At 68.2% G+C, this 15,918-nt stretch carries 16 protein-coding genes and 1 tRNA gene; 7 read left to right on the forward strand and 10 right to left on the reverse strand.

Features of this window, described 5'->3' with window-relative positions; translation table 11 throughout:
* Positions 1-71: 71 nt before the first annotated feature.
* From GGR89_RS01995 to GGR89_RS02005, 3 genes are all read right to left on the reverse strand, one after another.
* Positions 72-635: a fasciclin domain-containing protein gene (locus GGR89_RS01995; protein ID WP_125973040.1), complete on the reverse strand. Its 564-nt coding sequence runs from the start codon at positions 633-635 to the stop codon at positions 72-74.
* Between the two features lie 85 nt (positions 636-720).
* Positions 721-1,416, reverse strand: a complete 696-nt coding sequence (locus tag GGR89_RS02000) for an anti-sigma factor (RefSeq protein WP_125973042.1) — start codon at positions 1,414-1,416, stop codon at positions 721-723.
* Positions 1,409-1,984, reverse strand: a complete 576-nt coding sequence (locus GGR89_RS02005; RefSeq protein ID WP_125973044.1) for a sigma-70 family RNA polymerase sigma factor — start codon at positions 1,982-1,984, stop codon at positions 1,409-1,411. The genes GGR89_RS02000 and GGR89_RS02005 overlap by 8 nt, the downstream gene beginning before the upstream one ends.
* Positions 1,985-2,078: 94 nt before the next feature.
* Between GGR89_RS02005 and GGR89_RS02010 the strand changes: the two genes are divergently transcribed.
* A complete protein-coding gene (locus GGR89_RS02010) occupies positions 2,079-3,449 on the forward strand; it encodes an APC family permease (RefSeq protein ID WP_125973046.1) in 1,371 nt (456 codons plus the stop codon).
* A gap of 135 nt (positions 3,450-3,584) precedes the next feature.
* Complete coding sequence (locus tag GGR89_RS02015; protein WP_125973277.1) at positions 3,585-4,703, forward strand: MFS transporter; 1,119 nt, start codon at positions 3,585-3,587, stop codon at positions 4,701-4,703.
* On the opposite strand, the gene nhaA is transcribed toward GGR89_RS02015, so the two are convergent.
* The 5 genes from nhaA to GGR89_RS02040 all read right to left on the reverse strand — a co-directional run bounded on the left by nhaA (position 4,604) and on the right by GGR89_RS02040 (position 10,787).
* Positions 4,604-5,866: a Na+/H+ antiporter NhaA gene (nhaA, locus tag GGR89_RS02020; RefSeq protein WP_125973048.1), complete on the reverse strand. Its 1,263-nt coding sequence runs from the start codon at positions 5,864-5,866 to the stop codon at positions 4,604-4,606. The genes GGR89_RS02015 and nhaA overlap by 100 nt on opposite strands.
* Positions 5,867-5,928: 62 nt before the next feature.
* On the reverse strand, positions 5,929-7,524 hold the full coding sequence (locus GGR89_RS02025) for a lysine--tRNA ligase (RefSeq protein ID WP_125973050.1): 1,596 nt from the start codon (positions 7,522-7,524) through the stop codon (positions 5,929-5,931).
* Positions 7,525-7,565: 41 nt separating this feature from the next.
* Complete coding sequence (gene feoB / locus GGR89_RS02030; protein WP_125973052.1) at positions 7,566-9,422, reverse strand: ferrous iron transporter B; 1,857 nt, start codon at positions 9,420-9,422, stop codon at positions 7,566-7,568.
* A complete protein-coding gene (locus tag GGR89_RS02035) occupies positions 9,419-9,697 on the reverse strand; it encodes a FeoA family protein (protein ID WP_125973054.1) in 279 nt (92 codons plus the stop codon). The genes feoB and GGR89_RS02035 overlap by 4 nt, the downstream gene beginning before the upstream one ends.
* 286 nt (positions 9,698-9,983) lie before the next feature.
* Positions 9,984-10,787: a DUF72 domain-containing protein gene (locus GGR89_RS02040; RefSeq protein WP_125973056.1), complete on the reverse strand. Its 804-nt coding sequence runs from the start codon at positions 10,785-10,787 to the stop codon at positions 9,984-9,986.
* Between the two features lie 63 nt (positions 10,788-10,850).
* On the opposite strand from GGR89_RS02040, the gene GGR89_RS02045 reads away from it, so the two are divergent.
* Positions 10,851-11,543 (forward strand): FadR/GntR family transcriptional regulator, encoded by a 693-nt coding sequence (locus tag GGR89_RS02045; protein WP_125973058.1) that lies wholly within the window; start codon positions 10,851-10,853, stop codon positions 11,541-11,543.
* Between the two features lie 5 nt (positions 11,544-11,548).
* Here GGR89_RS02045 and GGR89_RS02050 read toward each other — a convergent pair whose 3' ends face one another.
* The gene (locus GGR89_RS02050; protein ID WP_241213148.1) at positions 11,549-11,947 is read right to left on the reverse strand and encodes a DUF2147 domain-containing protein; all 399 of its coding nucleotides are present in this window, start codon (positions 11,945-11,947) and stop codon (positions 11,549-11,551) included.
* A gap of 112 nt (positions 11,948-12,059) precedes the next feature.
* A tRNA-Gly gene (locus GGR89_RS02055) sits at positions 12,060-12,134 on the reverse strand.
* Between the two features lie 219 nt (positions 12,135-12,353).
* Between GGR89_RS02055 and GGR89_RS02060 the strand changes: the two genes are divergently transcribed.
* The 4 genes from GGR89_RS02060 (at position 12,354) to GGR89_RS02075 (ending at position 15,778) form a co-directional block, all read left to right on the forward strand.
* Complete coding sequence (locus tag GGR89_RS02060) at positions 12,354-13,250, forward strand: tetratricopeptide repeat protein (protein WP_125973281.1); 897 nt, start codon at positions 12,354-12,356, stop codon at positions 13,248-13,250.
* Entirely contained in the window at positions 13,247-13,855 is a 609-nt protein-coding gene (locus tag GGR89_RS02065; protein WP_125973060.1) for an LON peptidase substrate-binding domain-containing protein, read from the forward strand. The genes GGR89_RS02060 and GGR89_RS02065 overlap by 4 nt, the downstream gene beginning before the upstream one ends.
* 145 nt (positions 13,856-14,000) lie before the next feature.
* Positions 14,001-14,339: a P-II family nitrogen regulator gene (locus tag GGR89_RS02070; RefSeq protein ID WP_010542740.1), complete on the forward strand. Its 339-nt coding sequence runs from the start codon at positions 14,001-14,003 to the stop codon at positions 14,337-14,339.
* Positions 14,340-14,353: 14 nt separating this feature from the next.
* Positions 14,354-15,778: an ammonium transporter gene (locus GGR89_RS02075; RefSeq protein ID WP_125973062.1), complete on the forward strand. Its 1,425-nt coding sequence runs from the start codon at positions 14,354-14,356 to the stop codon at positions 15,776-15,778.
* Positions 15,779-15,918: the final 140 nt, after the last annotated feature.

A 15,918-nucleotide genomic window follows, 5' to 3' on the forward strand; every position in this document is an offset into this window, starting at 1 on the left:
CGCCGGCAAGGAGGTTCGCCGGCGGGCCGGGCCTCGCCCAAAGGGGGGAGCGCGCGAGGCCCTCGACAGCCTCAGGGCATGAGGACGCTGTCGATCACGTGGATCACGCCGTTCGACTGGTTGACGTCGGCGATGGTGATCTTGGCCTTGCCGCCCTTGGCATCCTCGATCCACCAGCCGCCGCTCGGGCCCTTCATGACGGTGATCGGCGCACCCTCGACCGTGGTGAGCGTCGCCTTGCCGCCATGCGCCTTGGCATTGGCCGCGATGTCGGCAGCGTTCAGCTTGCCGGCGACGACATGGTAGGTGAGGATCTTGGTGAGCGTCGCCTTGTTCTCGGGCTTCACCAGCGTGTCGACGGTGCCGGCGGGGAGCTTGGCGAAGGCGGCGTTGGTCGGCGCGAAGACGGTGAACGGGCCCGGGCCCGACAGCGTATCGACCAGCCCGGCGGCCTTCACGGCGGCGACCAGCGTGGTGTGATCCTTCGAGTTCACCGCATTCTCGACGATGTTCTTGGTCGGGTACATCGCGGCACCGCCGACCATCGGGAAATTCTGCACGGCGGCGACGGCGCCGGTAGCGAGCAGCGCGGCACCGACGATTCCGGTGAGCGAGGCGAGACGGATCTTGCGCATCTTCTAGCTTCCTCTTGCTACGCACCCCTCTTTGCGGAGATGCGCGGCAGCTACGGGGCGGCCGACGCCCCGGATGCAGCGATCATTAAAGAATCGTGATTTTTCCTGCCGCGACCGGCGGGCCGCTGGGGCCGGCGTGCGGCGCGGTGGCGGCGTCTTCCATCGTCACCGCCAGCGTCGCGCCCTCGGCGAGCAGCGTGCGATGGGCGGGAGCCACCGCCATGTCACGGTCGCCCTGTGCGGCGACCAGGCCGAGCGACACCGGCTTGCCGCCCGCCGGGATCACCCACAGCTCGGGCGCTCGGCGGCTGGCGGGCATCGCCTCGGTGCGGACGTGGAGCATGCCCTGCTCGGCATCGTAGCGCGCCGCAAATGCAGCACCTGCGGTACCGGTGATCTGCGCGACGACGACCGGCGGCGGCGGCAGCACCACCGGTTGCGGCACCGGACGCAGCAGCAGGATGGCGAGCAGCACCGCGGCGGCCGCGCTGGTCGCGATCGCGATCGCCCGCCAGCGGCGCAGCGCGACCACGGTGCCAGGTTCCGCGCCGGGAAGCCGCGCCTCGATCCGCTGCCACAGCCCGGCCGAGACGGCCACGTCGACACCGCCGAGCGCCAGCGGGGCGAAATCGAGCACCCAGCGCTCCACCGCCGCGGCGAAGCCGGGGTCGGCCAACTGCCGGCGGCGCGCGGCGGCGAGGTCGTCGCCTTCCAGCAGCCCCAGCGCCAGTTCGGCGGCGAGCGCAATGTCTTCGTCTTCGGGCCGCAGCGGCTCAGCCATCGCCGAGACACCCCCGCAATTGCAGCAGCCCGCGCCGGATCCAGCTCTTCATCGTGCCGAGCGGCACCGCGGCGGCGGCGGCGAGTTCGGGATAGGTGCGGCCGTGGAAGAAGGCAGCTCGGATCGCCCCGCGCGGCTTTTCCTCCAGCGCCTCCAGGCAATCGAAGATGCGCGCCTGCGTCTCTCCTGCTTCGAGCATCGCCTCGGCCGAAGGGCGGCCATCGGGCAGTTCCAGCGCGGCTTCGACCGGGGCGGTCTCGCCCAGCCCGCGTGCGCGGCGCCAGTCGATCGCGGTGTTGCGGGCGATCGTGCACAGCCAGGTGATCGGGCTGGCACGCGACGCATCGAAGCGCCCTGCCTTGTCCCACACCTTCAGATACACGTCCTGCATCACATCCTCTGCGGCCTCGCGGTCCTGGCAGATACGCAGGCAGACGCCCATCAGCTTCGCCGCCGTCAGATCATAGACGGTTTTGAGCGCCTTGCGGTCACCGCCCGCGACTTCGCCGAGCGCATGGACGAGCCGGGCGCGGGCGCCGTCGCCGGCCGAAGGGGTGGGAGAAGCCACGCGCGCAACCTAGCGAATAGCACGGGCAGGGCAAGCCGGGGTGATTGACGTGCCTGCACGCGGTCGCCACGCTGCCCCGCATCTCGGGGGGCCGATGCCGCAAACGAACGCACGACTGGACCGCAGCCTGGGCACCGCGGGCGTGCTGCTCCTCACCCTGTCGATCACCACCCCGGCATCGTCGCTGTTCGTGATCGTGCCGGGCAGCCTGCAGATCGCCGGCACCGGCACGCTGCTGGCGCTGGCGATCGCCGGCGTGGTGTGCCTCGCCACGGCGCTGATCTATGCCGAGCTCTCGTCCGCCTTCCCGGTGGCCGGGGGCGAATATGTGATGGTAGGGCAGACACTGGGGCCGGCGGCCGGGTTCATGATGCTGGGCGTCAATGCCTGCAACAACCTGCTCTTCCCGCCGGTAGCGGCGCTGGGGATCGCATCCGTGGGGTCGACGGTCGTGCCGGGACTGCCGCCGGTGCCGGTTGCCGTCGGCGTGCTGCTGGCCTCGACCCTGGTCGGCATCCTCAACATCCGCTTCAACGCGCTGTTGACCGGCGCCTTCCTCGCCGCGGAAGTGGCGGCGGTGCTGGTGATTCTGGCGCTGGGCCTGGCGGCGCCGGTGCGGGACGTGCTGCCGCTGCTGCTGCACCCGGTGGCGCCCGGTACCGACGGGCTGGTGCCGGCGAGCGCCGCGAATATCGGGCTGGCGACCTCGGTCGCGATCTTCGCGCTCAACGGCTATGGCGCAGCCGTCTATTTCGGCGAAGAGATGCATGGCGCCTCCCATCGCATCGCCCGCGCGATCCTGCTGGCCCTTGCTGGCGCCCTGCTGCTGGAGGCGGTGCCGGTCGTCGCGGCGTTGGTCGCCACGCCCGATCTTGCGGCGTTCCTGTCCGCCGAAGACCCGTTCGGCGCCTTTGTGCGGATGCGCGGGGGATCGGCGCTCGCCCTGTGGGTCGCGGCGGGCATCGTCGTCGCGATCGTCAATGCGGTGATTGCCTGCATCCTTGCCAATGGACGGTTCTTCTACGCCACCGCGCGCGACGAAAGCTGGGGCAGACCGCTGGATGCCTGGCTCGAGGCGATTCACCCGCGCTTCGGATCGCCCGCGCGGGCGACGCTCGCCTCGGGGGCGATCGGCATCGCCGCCTGCTTCCTGCCGCTGCGGCTGCTGCTGGTGCTGAGCGGCACGGGGCTGATCGCCATCTATGCCGGACTCGCACTGGCGGCGATCGTCGGACGGCATCGGGGCAGCACCGCGCATGGACCCTATCGCATGCCGCTCCACCCCTTGGCCGCGGTGGTGACGCTGCTGGTGCTGGCGGCGATCGCCGGGCTCAACTGGCTCGACCCGGCGGAGGGAAGGCCGGCGCTGCTCGCTACCTTGGCGCAGTTGCTCGCGTCCGCGCTCTATTACCGGCTGGTGCTGCGGCGGCGCGGCTGGAACGCCGCGTTGCCCGCCTGTCCTTGATTGCGCGCAAAGCAGTTGCGGTTGCACGGTTTTTGAATTGACGCTGCACTGCAGCAAATCCATTTGCGAGCCGTGCACGCCCCCGTTCAACGCTCCGCCGCCCGCTCGCCGGGCCTGGTCCACTTCGCGCTCGCCATGGGCGGATTCGCGATCGGCACCACCGAATTCGCGACGATGAGCCTCGTGCCCTATTTCTCCAAGGGCCTCGGCATCGACGAGCCGACCGCGGGCCATGTGATCAGCGCCTATGCGCTGGGGGTGGTGGTGGGGGCGCCGCTGCTCGCGGTGGCGGCGGCGAAATGGTCGCGGCGGACGCTGCTGATCGCGCTGATGGCGAGCTTCGCGCTGTTCAACGCGCTGAGCGCGCTGGCGCCGACCTATCACTGGATGCTGCTGTTCCGCTTCCTCAGCGGGCTGCCGCACGGCGCCTATTTCGGGATCGCCGCACTCGTGGCGGCATCGCTGGTGCCGTATGACCAGCGCTCGCAGGCGGTTGGTCGCATCATGCTCGGGCTGTCCGTCGCCACCGTGCTGGGCGTGCCGGCAGCCAACTGGCTGGGGCAGGCAGTGGGCTGGCGCTGGGGCTTTGCGGTGGTCGCGGCGCTGGCGATGCTCACGGTAGCGCTGGTCGTGTGGCTGGCGCCGAAAGACCGTCCGGAGCAAGGCGCGAGCCCGTTGCGGGAGCTCAGTGCCCTGGCGAACGGACAGGTGTGGCTGACGCTCGGTGTCAGTGCAATCGGCTTTGGCGGGCTATTCTGCGTCTACACCTATGTCGCCTCGACGCTGATGCACGTCACCGGCACCCCGCCCTGGGGCGTGCCGCTGGTGCTGGCGATCTTTGGGCTCGGGATGATCGCGGGCAACATCGTCGTGCCGCGCTTCGCCGATCGTGCGCTGATGCCGACCGGTGCGGCGCTGCTGATCGCGAGCGCCGTTGCGCTGTCGCTCTATCCGCTGGCGGCGCATTCGCTGCCGCTGGTGGCGATCGATGTGTTCGCGATCGGCTTTGCCGGGGCGCTCGGCCCGGTGCTCCAGACCCGGCTGATGGACGTGGCCGGCGACGCGCAGGCGCTGGCCGCCGCGCTCAACCACTCGGCGTTCAACACCGCCAACGCGCTCGGCCCCTGGCTGGGCGGGCTGGCGATCGCCGCCGGTTACGGCTGGACGTCGACCGGCTGGGTCGGCGCGCTGCTGGCGCTGGGCGGGTTGGCGATTTTGGGCGTGGCGGTGCTGGCGGACCGCAGGACCGCGTAACCCGCCACCGCCGACAGGATCGAGCCGAGCAGCACGCCGATCTTCACCTCGTCGACGAACAGCGCGTTGCCCGGGAAGGCGAGGCCGCCGATGAACAGGCTCATCGTGAAGCCGATGCCCGCGAGCAGCGACACGCCGTAGATCTGCCGCCAGCCGGCATTGCCGGGGCGCTTGGCGATGCCGGTCTTCACCGCCAGCCAGATGCTGCCGAAGATGCCGAGCTGCTTGCCGAGGAACAGGCCCGCAGCGATGCCCAGCGGCAGCGGCTCGAGCAGGATCGCCGGCGACAGCCCCTCGAACGAGACGCCGGCATTGGCGAAGCCGAACAGCGGCACGATCAGGAACGCAGACCAGGGATGCAGCGCATGCTCCAGCCGGTGGAGCGGCGAGTCCACGGCATCGGGCGCGGCCGGGGACTTGACCAGCGGGATCGTCATCGCCGCGGCGACGCCCGCGATGGTCGCATGCACGCCCGACTGGAACACCAGCACCCACAGCACCACTGCCAGCGCGAGGTACACGGCGAGGTGGCGCACGCCGAGGCGGTTGCAGGCGATCATCACGCCAAGCACCACCGCCGCGCCGACGAGCGCTATCAGGTCGATATGCGCGGTGTACGCCACCGCGATGATCGCCACCGCGCCCATGTCGTCGACGATCGCCACCGTGGTCAGGAACAGCTTGAGCGCGGCGGGCGCGCGGCTGCCGAGAATCGCCAGCACGCCGATCGCGAAGGCGATGTCGGTGGCGGCGGGGATCGCCCAGCCGCTGGTGACGCCCGGCGTGCGGCCGGCGATCAGCAGATAGACGGCGGCAGGCACCACCATGCCGGCAGCGGCGGCGATCACCGGCAGGCGGCGCCGGTCCCAGCTCGCCAGCCGCCCGTCGACGAACTCGCGCTTGATCTCGAGCCCGACGAGCAGGAAGAACACCGCCATCAGCCCGTCGTTGATCCAGAGATGCACCGTCATCGGGCCATAGAGCGGCGAAATCACCGGGCCGGTCTCTTGGTGCAGCGTGTGGAAATAGGTCTCGGAAATGCCCGGCAGGTTCGCCGCGAGCATCGCCAGCGCGGCCGCGGCGATCAGGAAGATGCCACCGGCCGCCTCGCCATGGAGGAAGGCACGCGCAGCCGAACGAACAGTGCGGATACGGCGTTGCATGGTCTTCTCCCTTGTCAGTAGCCGTATCCTCCCCCGGGCGGGGGAGGATACGCTAGAGCTACCTACGCCAGCTTCGCCAGCGCTTCCGCGATCAGCTTGCGGCTGTTCGCGATGCCGTACAGCGCGATGAAGCTGCCCATGCGGGGCCCCTGTTCGGAGCCGAGCAGCGTCTCGTACAGCGCCTTGAACCAGTCGCGCAGATTCTCGAAGCCGCCGGTCTTGCCGATCTCATAGACCTGGTCCTGGATCGCCTCGGCGGTCGCGTCGGCGGGCAGGACAGCGAGTTCGGCGTCGAGCCGCCGGAGCGCCTCGATCTCCACGCCCACCGGCGCACGCTTCTTGAGCGTCGGGGCGACGAAATCGCGGGCATAGGCGAGCGCATAGCCGATCAGACGGTCGAGCGCCGGATAGGTTGCCGGGTTCGCGTCCGGGACATAATTCGTAAGATAGCCCCAGACCTGTTCCTTGGTCGCCTCGCCCATCACGCCGACCAGGTTGAGCAGCAGCCCGAAAGTGACCGGCAGCGTCTCCGCCGGCGGCTCGCCATTGTGGATATGGTGGACCGGGTTGCCCAGCTTCTGCTCGATCGGCTGACCGGCATAGTTGCCGCGGAACTGCCAATATTCGTCGATCGCGCGCGGGATCACGCCCAGATGCAGCTGCTTGGCCTTTTTGGGCTCGCGATAGGCGTAGAAGGCGATGCTCTCCTCGGGGCCATAGGTCAGCCACTGTTCGAGGCTGAGCCCGTTACCCTTGGACTTGGAGATCTTCTCGCCCTTCTCGTCGAGGAACATCTCGTAGTTGAAGCCCTCGGGCGGGCGGCCGCCGAGCACGCGCGCGATCTTGCCCGACTGGGTGACCGAGTCGATCAGATCCTTGCCGGCCATCTCGTAGTCGACGTCGAGCGCGACCCAGCGCATCGCCCAGTCGACCTTCCACTGGAGCTTGGCCTTGCCGCCCAGCACGCTCTGGACGATCCGCTCGCCCTCATCCTCGAAGGCGATCAGGCCTGCCTCGGCATCGACCACCTCGACCGGCACCTGCAGCACGATGCCCGACTTGGGGCTGATCGGCAGGACCGGCGAATAGGTCGCCTGGCGCTCGGCGCGCAGCGTCGGCAGCATCACGTCCATGATGCCCTGATAGTGGCGCAGCACCTTCCGCAGCGCGTCGTCGAAACGGCCGCCGGTGTAATAGTCGGTCGAGGAGGCGAACTCGTACTCAAAGCCGAACTGGTCGAGGAATTCGCGCAGCCGCGCATTGTTGTGGTGGGCGAAGCTTTCATATTTCCCGAACGGATCGGGCACCTGGGTCAGCGGCTTGCCGAGATGCTCGCGCAGCATCTCCTGGTTCGGCACATTGTCCGGCACCTTGCGCAGGCCGTCCATGTCGTCGCTGAACGCGATCAGCCGGGTGGGCACGTCGCACAGGCTCTCGAAGGCGCGGCGGACCATGGTGGTGCGCAGCACTTCGTTGAACGTGCCGATATGCGGCAGCCCCGAGGGGCCATAGCCGGTCTCGAACAGCACATGGCCTTTCTCCGGCGCGCCACCCGTAGCGATCTGCGGATAGCGTTTGAGCAGCTTGCGCGCCTCTTCATAGGGCCAGGCCTTGGAGACGAGCGCGGCTGCGCGGAGTTCGGGGGGTACAGTGCTCATAGTCCCCTGCCTCTGCCGTTTTCGCGCACGCGATGCAATTGCTAGAGGCCGAGGCCCACCGCGCTCCAATAGGTGATGCCGGCCGCAACATAGGCGAGCGCGAACAGATAGCCGATCATGAAGGCCGGCCATTTCCACCCGTTCGTCTCGCGCCGCGTCACCGCGATCGTCGAGATGCATTGCGGCGCGAAGACGAACCACATCAGGAAGGCAAGCGCGCTCGGCAGGCTCCAATGCTTCTGGAGCTGCTCGCGGATCGACTCTTCGCCCGACGCATCATCGGGATTGTCGACCGCATAGACGGTGCCGATCGCCGCGACCGCCACCTCGCGCGCCGCCATCGCCGGGATCACCGCCAGCGCCATGTCGCGGTTGAAGCCGATCGGCGCCACGATCTTCTCCAGCCCGCTGCCGATGCGGCCCGCGATCGAGTAATCGACCTTGGAGATACCGCTGCCCTCGGGCGGCTTGGGGAAGCTCAAGAGCGCCCACAGGATCACCGTGGTGTAGAGGATGATCGTGCCGGCGCGCTTGAGGAAGATCAGCGCGCGCTGCCAGAGCCCGAGCAGCACGTCGCGCGCGCTGGGCCACTGATATTTGGGCATCTCCATCATGAAGCCCGAGGTCGCGCCCTTGGTGACCGTCCGCCGCAGCACCAGCGCGACAACGAACGCGCCGAGGATGCCGAGAATATAGAGCGCGAACAGCACCAGCCCCTGCAACCCCACGCCGGGCAGCACCGCGCGATCGGGGATCAGCGCGCCGATGATGATCGCGTAGACCGGCAGCCGCGCCGAGCAGGTCATCAGCGGCGCGATCAGGATAGTTGTCAGCCTATCCTTCTCGTCGGAGATGGTACGCGTCGCCATGATCCCGGGCACCGCGCAGGCGAAGCTGGAGAGCAGCGGGATGAAGGCACGGCCCGAAAGCCCGACGCTCGCCATCACCCGGTCCATCAGGAAGGCGGCGCGGACCATGTAGCCGGTCGCCTCCAGCACCAGGATGAAGGCGAACAGGATCAAAATCTGCGGCAGGAACACCACGACCGCGCCGACGCCCGCGATCACCCCGTCGACGATCAGCGAGCGGAACACCCCGTCGGGCAGCGCGCTGCCGACCTCGGCGCCGAGCCACTTCATCCCGTCCTCGATCCAGCCGATCGGGACCTCCGACCAGGCGAATACCGCCTGGAACATGACGAACATCGTCCCGAGCAGGATCAGCGGTCCCGCAACCGGATGGAGGAACAGCGCATCCAGCCGATGCGTCCAGCGCCGCGCGGCGGTTTCGGAAACGGTGACGGCGGTGGCGATCTGGCGGGCGCGACGCTGGAGCAGGACGATGTCGTGCTGCACGCCCGCAGAGGGACGGATCTTGGTCACGCCCTTCACCATCTCGCCCATCCGTTCCTTGAGCGCATCGAGCCCGCGGCGGCGGACCGCGACGGTGGCGACGACGGGAACGCCGAGCTCGCGCTCCAGCGCTTCCGCGTCGAGCTTCAGCCCGTCGCGCTCGGCGAGGTCGACCATGTTGAGCGCCACCACGATCGGCAGGCCCAGCGCGATCAGCTGGAGGGTGAAGCGGAGATGGTTGTCGAGATTGGAGGCGTCGACCACGGTGAGGATCGCGTCGGGCAGGCGCTCGCCCTGCCGGCGGCCGAGCAGCACGTCGCGCGTCACCTGCTCGTCGGGGCTGCCGGGATCGAGGCTATAGGCGCCAGGCAGGTCGACCAGCTCGATCGGGCGGCCATCGGGCAGCGCCATGCGACCCGAATGGCGCTCGACGGTGACGCCAGGATAATTGCCGACCTTCTGCCGCGCGCCGGTCAGCGCATTGAACAACGCGCTCTTGCCGGCATTGGGATTGCCGACCAGCGCAACCAATGGCGTGGCGTTCATGCGTGCTGGGCCAGCGGCGTCACATGAATCGCGGCGGCGACATGGCGGCGGAGCGCCACGGTCATCCGGCCGATGCGGCAGGCGAGGGGGCCGCCGAACAGGCCCGAGCGGTGGAGCAGCTCGACTTCCACGCCCTCGTCCAGGCCCAGTTCGCGCAGGCGGCGCGCCTCGGGCTCGGCAAGGCGATCCCACTCGACTCCGGCCACGGTGCCGGGGGCATGGCGATGCAACTGGGCGAGGCGTACAGGCACGGGGATCGCAGCGGGGGCGTTCATGCTGCGAGTGATTATCAATTACCCGGGGGTTTGGCTAGGCCTTGAACGACGTTTGGAAACGCACGACATTCGGGGGCAGGGCGCAGCGTACGGTGTCCCGCCGCCACGCCCCACGCCTCATTGATAGCCGCCTTCTTCCTCGCGTTCCTCGGCGGCGTCCTTCTGCGCCTCTTCCATCGCTTCGGCTTCGTCGTCCTGCGGCTTCTGCTGTTCGGGATCGTGAATCATGATGGGCCTCCTGGGGTTGCCGGGACTAAACGAAGCGCCGCCGCAAAGGGTTCGCCGCTCAGCCCAGCCGGCGGAGGAACGCCTGGGCACCCGCGGGTGCGCGCACCTTCCCGCCATGGATGAAGAACACGAAGGTCTCGCGGGGCTGCACCGGCGCGGGCTCGGCCGCGAAGGTCGGCAGCCCCTCGGGCTGGCCGCCCGCCGCCCAGGTCCTGGCCGCCTCCACCCAATGCGGCAGATCGGCCTCGGGATAGCAGAAGGGGTTGTCGTCCTCGCCCGCTTCCAGCCGCGCATAGACGAAATCGCCGCTCACGTCGGCGATCGCCGGATATTGCGGCGAATCGGCAAAGACGATTCCCACGCCCGCCGCGCGGCACAGCGCCACGAACTCGGGCGTCTGGAAGCTGTCGTGCCGCACCTGCACGGCGTGGCGGAGCTTCACGCCGTCCTGCGCGGCAGGCAGCAGCTTGAGGAAGGCGCCGAAATCCTCCGCGTCGAACTTCTTGGTCGCCATGAACTGCCAGAAGATCGGGCCGAGCTTGTCGCCCAGTTCGGTCAGCCCCTGCCCGCAGAAGCGCGCGATCGATTCGCCTGCCTCCGCCAGCACCTTGCGGTTGGTGACGAAACGCGACCCCTTCACCGTATAGACGAAGCCCTCGGGCGCCGCGGCCGCCCAGCCGGCGAAGCTCGCCGGCTTGAAGGTGGAATAATAAGTGCCGTTGATCTCGATCGCGGTGAGCGCGGCGGCGGCATATTCCAGCTCGCGCTTCTGCGGCAGCTTGTCCGGATAGAAGGTGCCGCGCCAGGGCTCGAAGGTCCAGCCACCGATGCCGACGCGGATGGGGGCGGGGGTGGCGGGCATCGGCTTCTCCTAAGACCATGGCACGACTCGCCATTTCCAAACGGCTTAGTATCGTGGCGCATCATGCTGCGAAACCACGCACCCTCCGACCAGCGCCTCGCCGACCAGGCCTATTCGCGAATCGTCGAGATCATCCTGGGCGGGCTGAACGTCGGCGATCGGCTTCCCTCCGAATCGCGGCTGGCGGAGAGCTTCGGCATGTCACGCACCGTGGTGCGCGAAGCGCTGGTGCGGCTGGCGGCCGACGGCATCACCGAAGCGCGGCGCGGGGCGGGCTCCTATGTGATGCGCCGCCCGTCGCTGCGGCTCGGCGCGCACATGGCGTTCGACGAGCTTTCCGCGACGCTCGGCACCTATGAAGTGCGATTCGCGCTCGAATCGGACGCCGCGCGGCTGGCCGCGCGCCGGCGCTCGCCCGAGCAGCTGGCCGAGATCGAATCGGCGATGGCCGATCTGCGCAAGGCGCTGCTCTCGAGCGACCCGGCGCATGACGAGGATTGGCGACTGCACCGCGCGATCTTCCGCGCGACCTCCAATCCTGCCTTCGAAAAGGCGTTCGAGCATCTCCACGAGGAGACGATGCGAATCATGCGCGCCGGCGTCGACATCGCTCGCCTCCGCGAAGCCGAGCCGATCGCGGCGATGGTCCGCGAGCATGCGACCATCGTCGAGGCGATCCGCGCACAGGATGCGGACGGCGCGGCGCTGGCGATGCGCTGGCATCTGTCGGAGGGGCGAAAGCGGCTGATGCCCTGAGCCGGTCAGGGCCGCACGCGCGTCCAGGTCTGGGCCTTGCACACCGCCCCAAGCAGCGCGCAGCCCTTGCCGACAATGGTGTTCTCGTCGACCACCGTCACGGTACTGCTGAAACGCTGGTTGATATCGGGGACGAACACCGTGCCCTTCCACAGGCCTGCGCGCACGATCTTGAAATTCTGGAACAATTGCGTGCCGATCAGCTGCTTGGTGCCGCCCCGCTGGGCATCGGTCTTGGCCTTGTCGCTTGCCCAGATCACCGTTGCACACATGCTGTCGGCGCCACAGGGCTCGGCGCGGACATGGACGCTGTTGCTGGGGTTGCGCCACACCGAGGGCTGCGGCCGCTCGTCGGCGCCGGTCACCAGGGTGGCGAGTATCAGCGCGATAGGCAGGGAATGCATGCGAGGTCTCCGAATAGCCGGAGGCTGCCAGTAGCAGGGAATGCCCGCCGATCCATGTCGGGAGGCAAACGATATCGTGTCGGCAGCGGAACGGCGTGATCGCCGGAAACGCTGGAGCGGGCGAAGGGATTCGAACCCTCGACCCCAACCTTGGCAAGGTTGTGCTCTACCCCTGAGCTACGCCCGCTCTGGCGTCGTGGCCGGGAGCGTTTCGAAGCGCTCTCGGCGGGTGAGGCGGGCCAACTAACAGCGGGTTTCAGACTGCGCAACCCCCCTTTTGCACTTTTTGGAAAAGACTTGGCGGTTCGGCCCCGAACGCCCAAATAGGAGCCGACCCGCCCGCGCGCCCATCCGAGGCGCCGGCACCCGCAGATTGCTGAAGGAGCGCATTTTGGCCACGCTTGGTATGAGCCCCGCCGACAAACAGGCCGTCGACGCCTTCCGCAAGGACGTCGTCGAGCCGTCGATGTCGAAGCTCGTCGTCATCGATTTCTGGGCCGAATGGTGCGGCCCGTGCAAGGCGCTGGGCCCGGTGATCGAGAAGGTCACCGACGACTATGCCCCCAAGGGCGTGCTGCTGGCCAAGATCGACGTCGACAAGAACAACTTCATCGCCAGCCAATTCCAGGTCCGCTCGATCCCGACCGTCTATGCGATGTTCCAGGGCCAGCTGGTTGCCGACCTGACCAGCGCGCGCACCGAATCGCAGCTGCGCGCGATGCTCGACCAGATTCTCCGCCAGCTGCCGATCTCGGGCGAAGCGGCAGATGCCGAAGCCGAGCTCGAACCGCTGATCGCGATGGGCGAGCAGGTGCTGGCCGATGGCGATGCCGAGCGCGCGCTCGCGATCTTCGACCAGATCGCCGAAATGGCACCCGATCACGCCGTAGTCGCCGCCGGCCGCGTCCGTGCGCTGACCACGCTGGGTCGCCACGACGAGGCGCAGGGCGCGCTCGACGCGATCCAGGGCGACGCCGCCAAGGCGCCCGAAGTCGAGCGTGCCCGCGCCGCGCTGAGCCTCGCCCGCGAAGCCCAGCCGGTCGGCGACCTCGCCGGGCTTGCCGCGCGTGCGGCCGCGAACCCCGAGGACATGGACGCGCGCTACGAGCTCGCCGGCGGCCAGATGGCGGCGGGCGACCGCGAGGGTGCGGCCGAGACGCTGCTCGCCATGGTCCGTGACGATCGCGCCTGGAACGAGGGCGCCGCTCGCCAGCGGCTGCTCAAGCTGTTCGAGGTCGTCGGGCTGGAGGACCCTTGGGTCGCCGGCCAGCGTCGCAAGCTGTCGCAGATCCTGTTCGGATGAAGACGACGCGGCTCTCGGTGTTTCCGCTGGCGGGTGCGCTGCTGTTTCCGCGCATGCACCTGCCGCTCCACATCTTCGAGCCGCGCTACCGCGCAATGGTCTCCGAGGCGCTCGCGCGCGACCGGCGGATCGGCATGGTCCAGCCGCGCGACGAGCGTGATCCGCCGACGCTGTTCGACGTCGGCTGTGTCGGCCGGATCGCCGATGTCGAGGCGCTCGACGACGGGCGCTTCAACATCGTGCTCGAAGGGCTGAGCCGCTTCACCATCGTCCGCGAGCTCGAGGTGACCACGCCGTTCCGCCAGGTCGAGGCGGCGCTGGAGGCTGCGGGCGAATCGGAATCGCTGTCGCTGGCCGGCCGCGCCTCGATCGAGATGGAATCGCGCCGCTTCGCCGATGGCCTGGGCTATATGGTCGATTGGGAGGCGGTTACCCGGCTCGACGACGAATCGCTGGTCAATGGCATCGCCCAGATCGCGCCGTTCGATGCCGCGTCGAAGCAGGCGCTGCTCGAAGCACCCCGCCTGGAAGAACGCGCCGAGCTGATCGTGCAGCTGATGCAATTCTTCGGCCGTCACGGCGAGGACAGCGCGACGCTGCAATGATCTGCCCGTTTTTCGGGCAGCCGCGCGTCGCAAAATTCACCAGTTCGTAATATTTGGCGTCTCGAAACGCGCATCCTCTCTGTGCGTTCCATTTGGCACGCCCCTTGCGACGTTGCTCCCCGGGACAACCGCCAGAGGGGGCGACATGAAGCTCATCATCGCCATCATCAAACCCTTCAAACTCGATGAGGTGCGCGAGGCGCTCACCACCGTCGGGGTGACGGGCATGACCGTCACCGAAGTGAAGGGGTTCGGCCGCCAGAAGGGCCAGACCGAGATCTATCGCGGCGCCGAGTACAGCACGAACATGGTGCCGAAGATCAAGATCGAGGTCGCCGTGGGCAGCGATCTTGCCGACCGCGCCGTGGAGGCGATCCAGGCGGCGGCGAGCACCGGGGCGATCGGTGACGGCAAGATCTTCGTCCTCGACATGGGCCAGGCCGTGCGCATCCGCACCGGCGAGACCGACGAGACGGCGCTGTGAGCAAGGGGGTAGCAATGAAGCAAGGATGGAAGACCGCCGGGCTCGCGCTCGGCGCGGCCGCGCTGGTCGCGGCGATGCCCGCCTGGGCGCAGACCGCACTGATCAAGGCACCCGATGCCGCGCAGCAGGCGACGATGGTCAACAAGGGTGACACCGCCTGGATGCTGATCTCCTCGGCGCTGGTGCTGATGATGTCGGTGCCGGCGCTGGCGCTGTTCTATGGCGGCCTGGTGCGCACCAAGAACATGCTCTCGGTGCTGATGCAGGTGTTCATGATCGTCTCGGTCGCCGCCCTTGTGTGGTGCACCTGGGGCTATTCGATCGCCTTCACCAGCGGCGGCGACAACCACTTCTTCGGCGGCCTCTCCAAGGCGTTCCTGGTCGGCGTGAGCGCGAGCACCTATGCCGCGACCTTCTCGAACAACGTCTATATCCCTGAATTCGCCTTCGTCTGCTTCCAGATGACCTTCGCCTGCATCACGCCGGCGCTGATCGTCGGTGCCTTCGCCGAGCGGGTGAAGTTCACCCCGCTGATCATCTTCACCGTGCTGTGGATGACGCTGGCCTATTTCCCGATCGCGCACATGGTCTGGTACTGGGCGGGCCCGGACTTCCTCGTCGATGCACCGACCGACTATGGCTATCTGTGGGGCCTGGGCGCGCTCGATTTTGCGGGGGGCACCGTCGTCCACATCAATGCGGGCATCGCCGGCCTGGTCGGCTGCCTCGTGATCGGCAAGCGCGTGGGTTTCAAGAGCGAGCCGATGCCGCCGCACTCGCTGACCATGACCATGATCGGCGCCTCGCTGCTGTGGGTGGGCTGGTTCGGCTTCAACGCTGGTTCCAACCTCGAATCGAACGGCGTCACCGCGGTTGCCTTCATCAACACCTTCGTCGCCACCGCCGCTGCCGCGGTGAGCTGGGCGGTGATCGAGCAGGTGGTGCACAAGAAGCCGTCGCTGCTGGGCGGGGTGACCGGTGCGGTCGCCGGTCTGGTCGCGATCACCCCGGCCTCGGGCTTCGCCGCGCCGATGACCTCGATCCTGCTCGGTCTGATCGTCTCGCCGATCTGCTTCTTCTTCGTCACCACGGTGAAGAACAAGCTCAAGTATGACGACTCGCTCGACGTGTTCGGCGTCCACTGCGTCGGCGGCATCATCGGCGCGCTCGGCACCGCGATCGTCGCGGACCCCGCGCTCGGCGGCCAGGGCGTGATCGACTACACCCAGTTCCCGGCAGTCGCCGCGTCCAGCTACAACATCGCCACCCAGCTGCTGGTGCAGGCGAAGGCCGTCGGCATCACGCTGGTCTGGTCGGGCGTGGTCTCGGCGATCCTCTTCTACGGCCTGAAGCTCACCATAGGCATCCGCCCCTCGAAGGAAGTCGAAGTCGAAGGGCTCGACATCAACGAGCATGGCGAGCGCGCCTACAACTACTGACAAGTTCGGGCGCCGCGGGATCCTCTCCTGCCGCGGCGCCCCACCGAGGTTCCTCCTGCGGACAACTGGGCTGGTGGGCAACCACCGGCCCATTTTTTGTTCGTGGGGAAAGCGCCGCGCGTGAAGCAGGCGTACCCCTC

This window comes from Sphingomonas trueperi, from assembly GCF_011927635.1.
GTDB classification, from domain to species: domain Bacteria; phylum Pseudomonadota; class Alphaproteobacteria; order Sphingomonadales; family Sphingomonadaceae; genus Sphingomonas; species Sphingomonas trueperi.

Excerpts from the sequence above, each read along its gene's own strand:
- GGR89_RS02035 (WP_125973054.1), bottom strand. The coding sequence starts at position 9,697 with ATGAACGCCCCCGCTGCGATCCCCGTGCCTGTACGCCTCGCCCAGTTG.
- GGR89_RS01995 (WP_125973040.1), bottom strand. The coding sequence starts at position 635 with ATGCGCAAGATCCGTCTCGCCTCGCTCACCGGAATCGTCGGTGCCGCG.
- GGR89_RS02045 (WP_125973058.1), top strand. The coding sequence starts at position 10,851 with ATGCTGCGAAACCACGCACCCTCCGACCAGCGCCTCGCCGACCAGGCC.
- GGR89_RS02040 (WP_125973056.1), bottom strand. The coding sequence starts at position 10,787 with ATGCCCGCCACCCCCGCCCCCATCCGCGTCGGCATCGGTGGCTGGACC.
- GGR89_RS02070 (WP_010542740.1), top strand. The coding sequence starts at position 14,001 with ATGAAGCTCATCATCGCCATCATCAAACCCTTCAAACTCGATGAGGTG.
- feoB (WP_125973052.1), bottom strand. The coding sequence starts at position 9,422 with ATGAACGCCACGCCATTGGTTGCGCTGGTCGGCAATCCCAATGCCGGC.
- GGR89_RS02025 (WP_125973050.1), bottom strand. The coding sequence starts at position 7,524 with ATGAGCACTGTACCCCCCGAACTCCGCGCAGCCGCGCTCGTCTCCAAG.
- GGR89_RS02000 (WP_125973042.1), bottom strand. The coding sequence starts at position 1,416 with ATGGCTGAGCCGCTGCGGCCCGAAGACGAAGACATTGCGCTCGCCGCC.
- GGR89_RS02060 (WP_125973281.1), top strand. The coding sequence starts at position 12,354 with ATGAGCCCCGCCGACAAACAGGCCGTCGACGCCTTCCGCAAGGACGTC.
- GGR89_RS02075 (WP_125973062.1), top strand. The coding sequence starts at position 14,354 with ATGAAGCAAGGATGGAAGACCGCCGGGCTCGCGCTCGGCGCGGCCGCG.
- nhaA (WP_125973048.1), bottom strand. The coding sequence starts at position 5,866 with ATGCAACGCCGTATCCGCACTGTTCGTTCGGCTGCGCGTGCCTTCCTC.
- GGR89_RS02010 (WP_125973046.1), top strand. The coding sequence starts at position 2,079 with ATGCCGCAAACGAACGCACGACTGGACCGCAGCCTGGGCACCGCGGGC.
- GGR89_RS02050 (WP_241213148.1), bottom strand. The coding sequence starts at position 11,947 with ATGCATTCCCTGCCTATCGCGCTGATACTCGCCACCCTGGTGACCGGC.
- GGR89_RS02015 (WP_125973277.1), top strand. The coding sequence starts at position 3,585 with ATGGGCGGATTCGCGATCGGCACCACCGAATTCGCGACGATGAGCCTC.
- GGR89_RS02065 (WP_125973060.1), top strand. The coding sequence starts at position 13,247 with ATGAAGACGACGCGGCTCTCGGTGTTTCCGCTGGCGGGTGCGCTGCTG.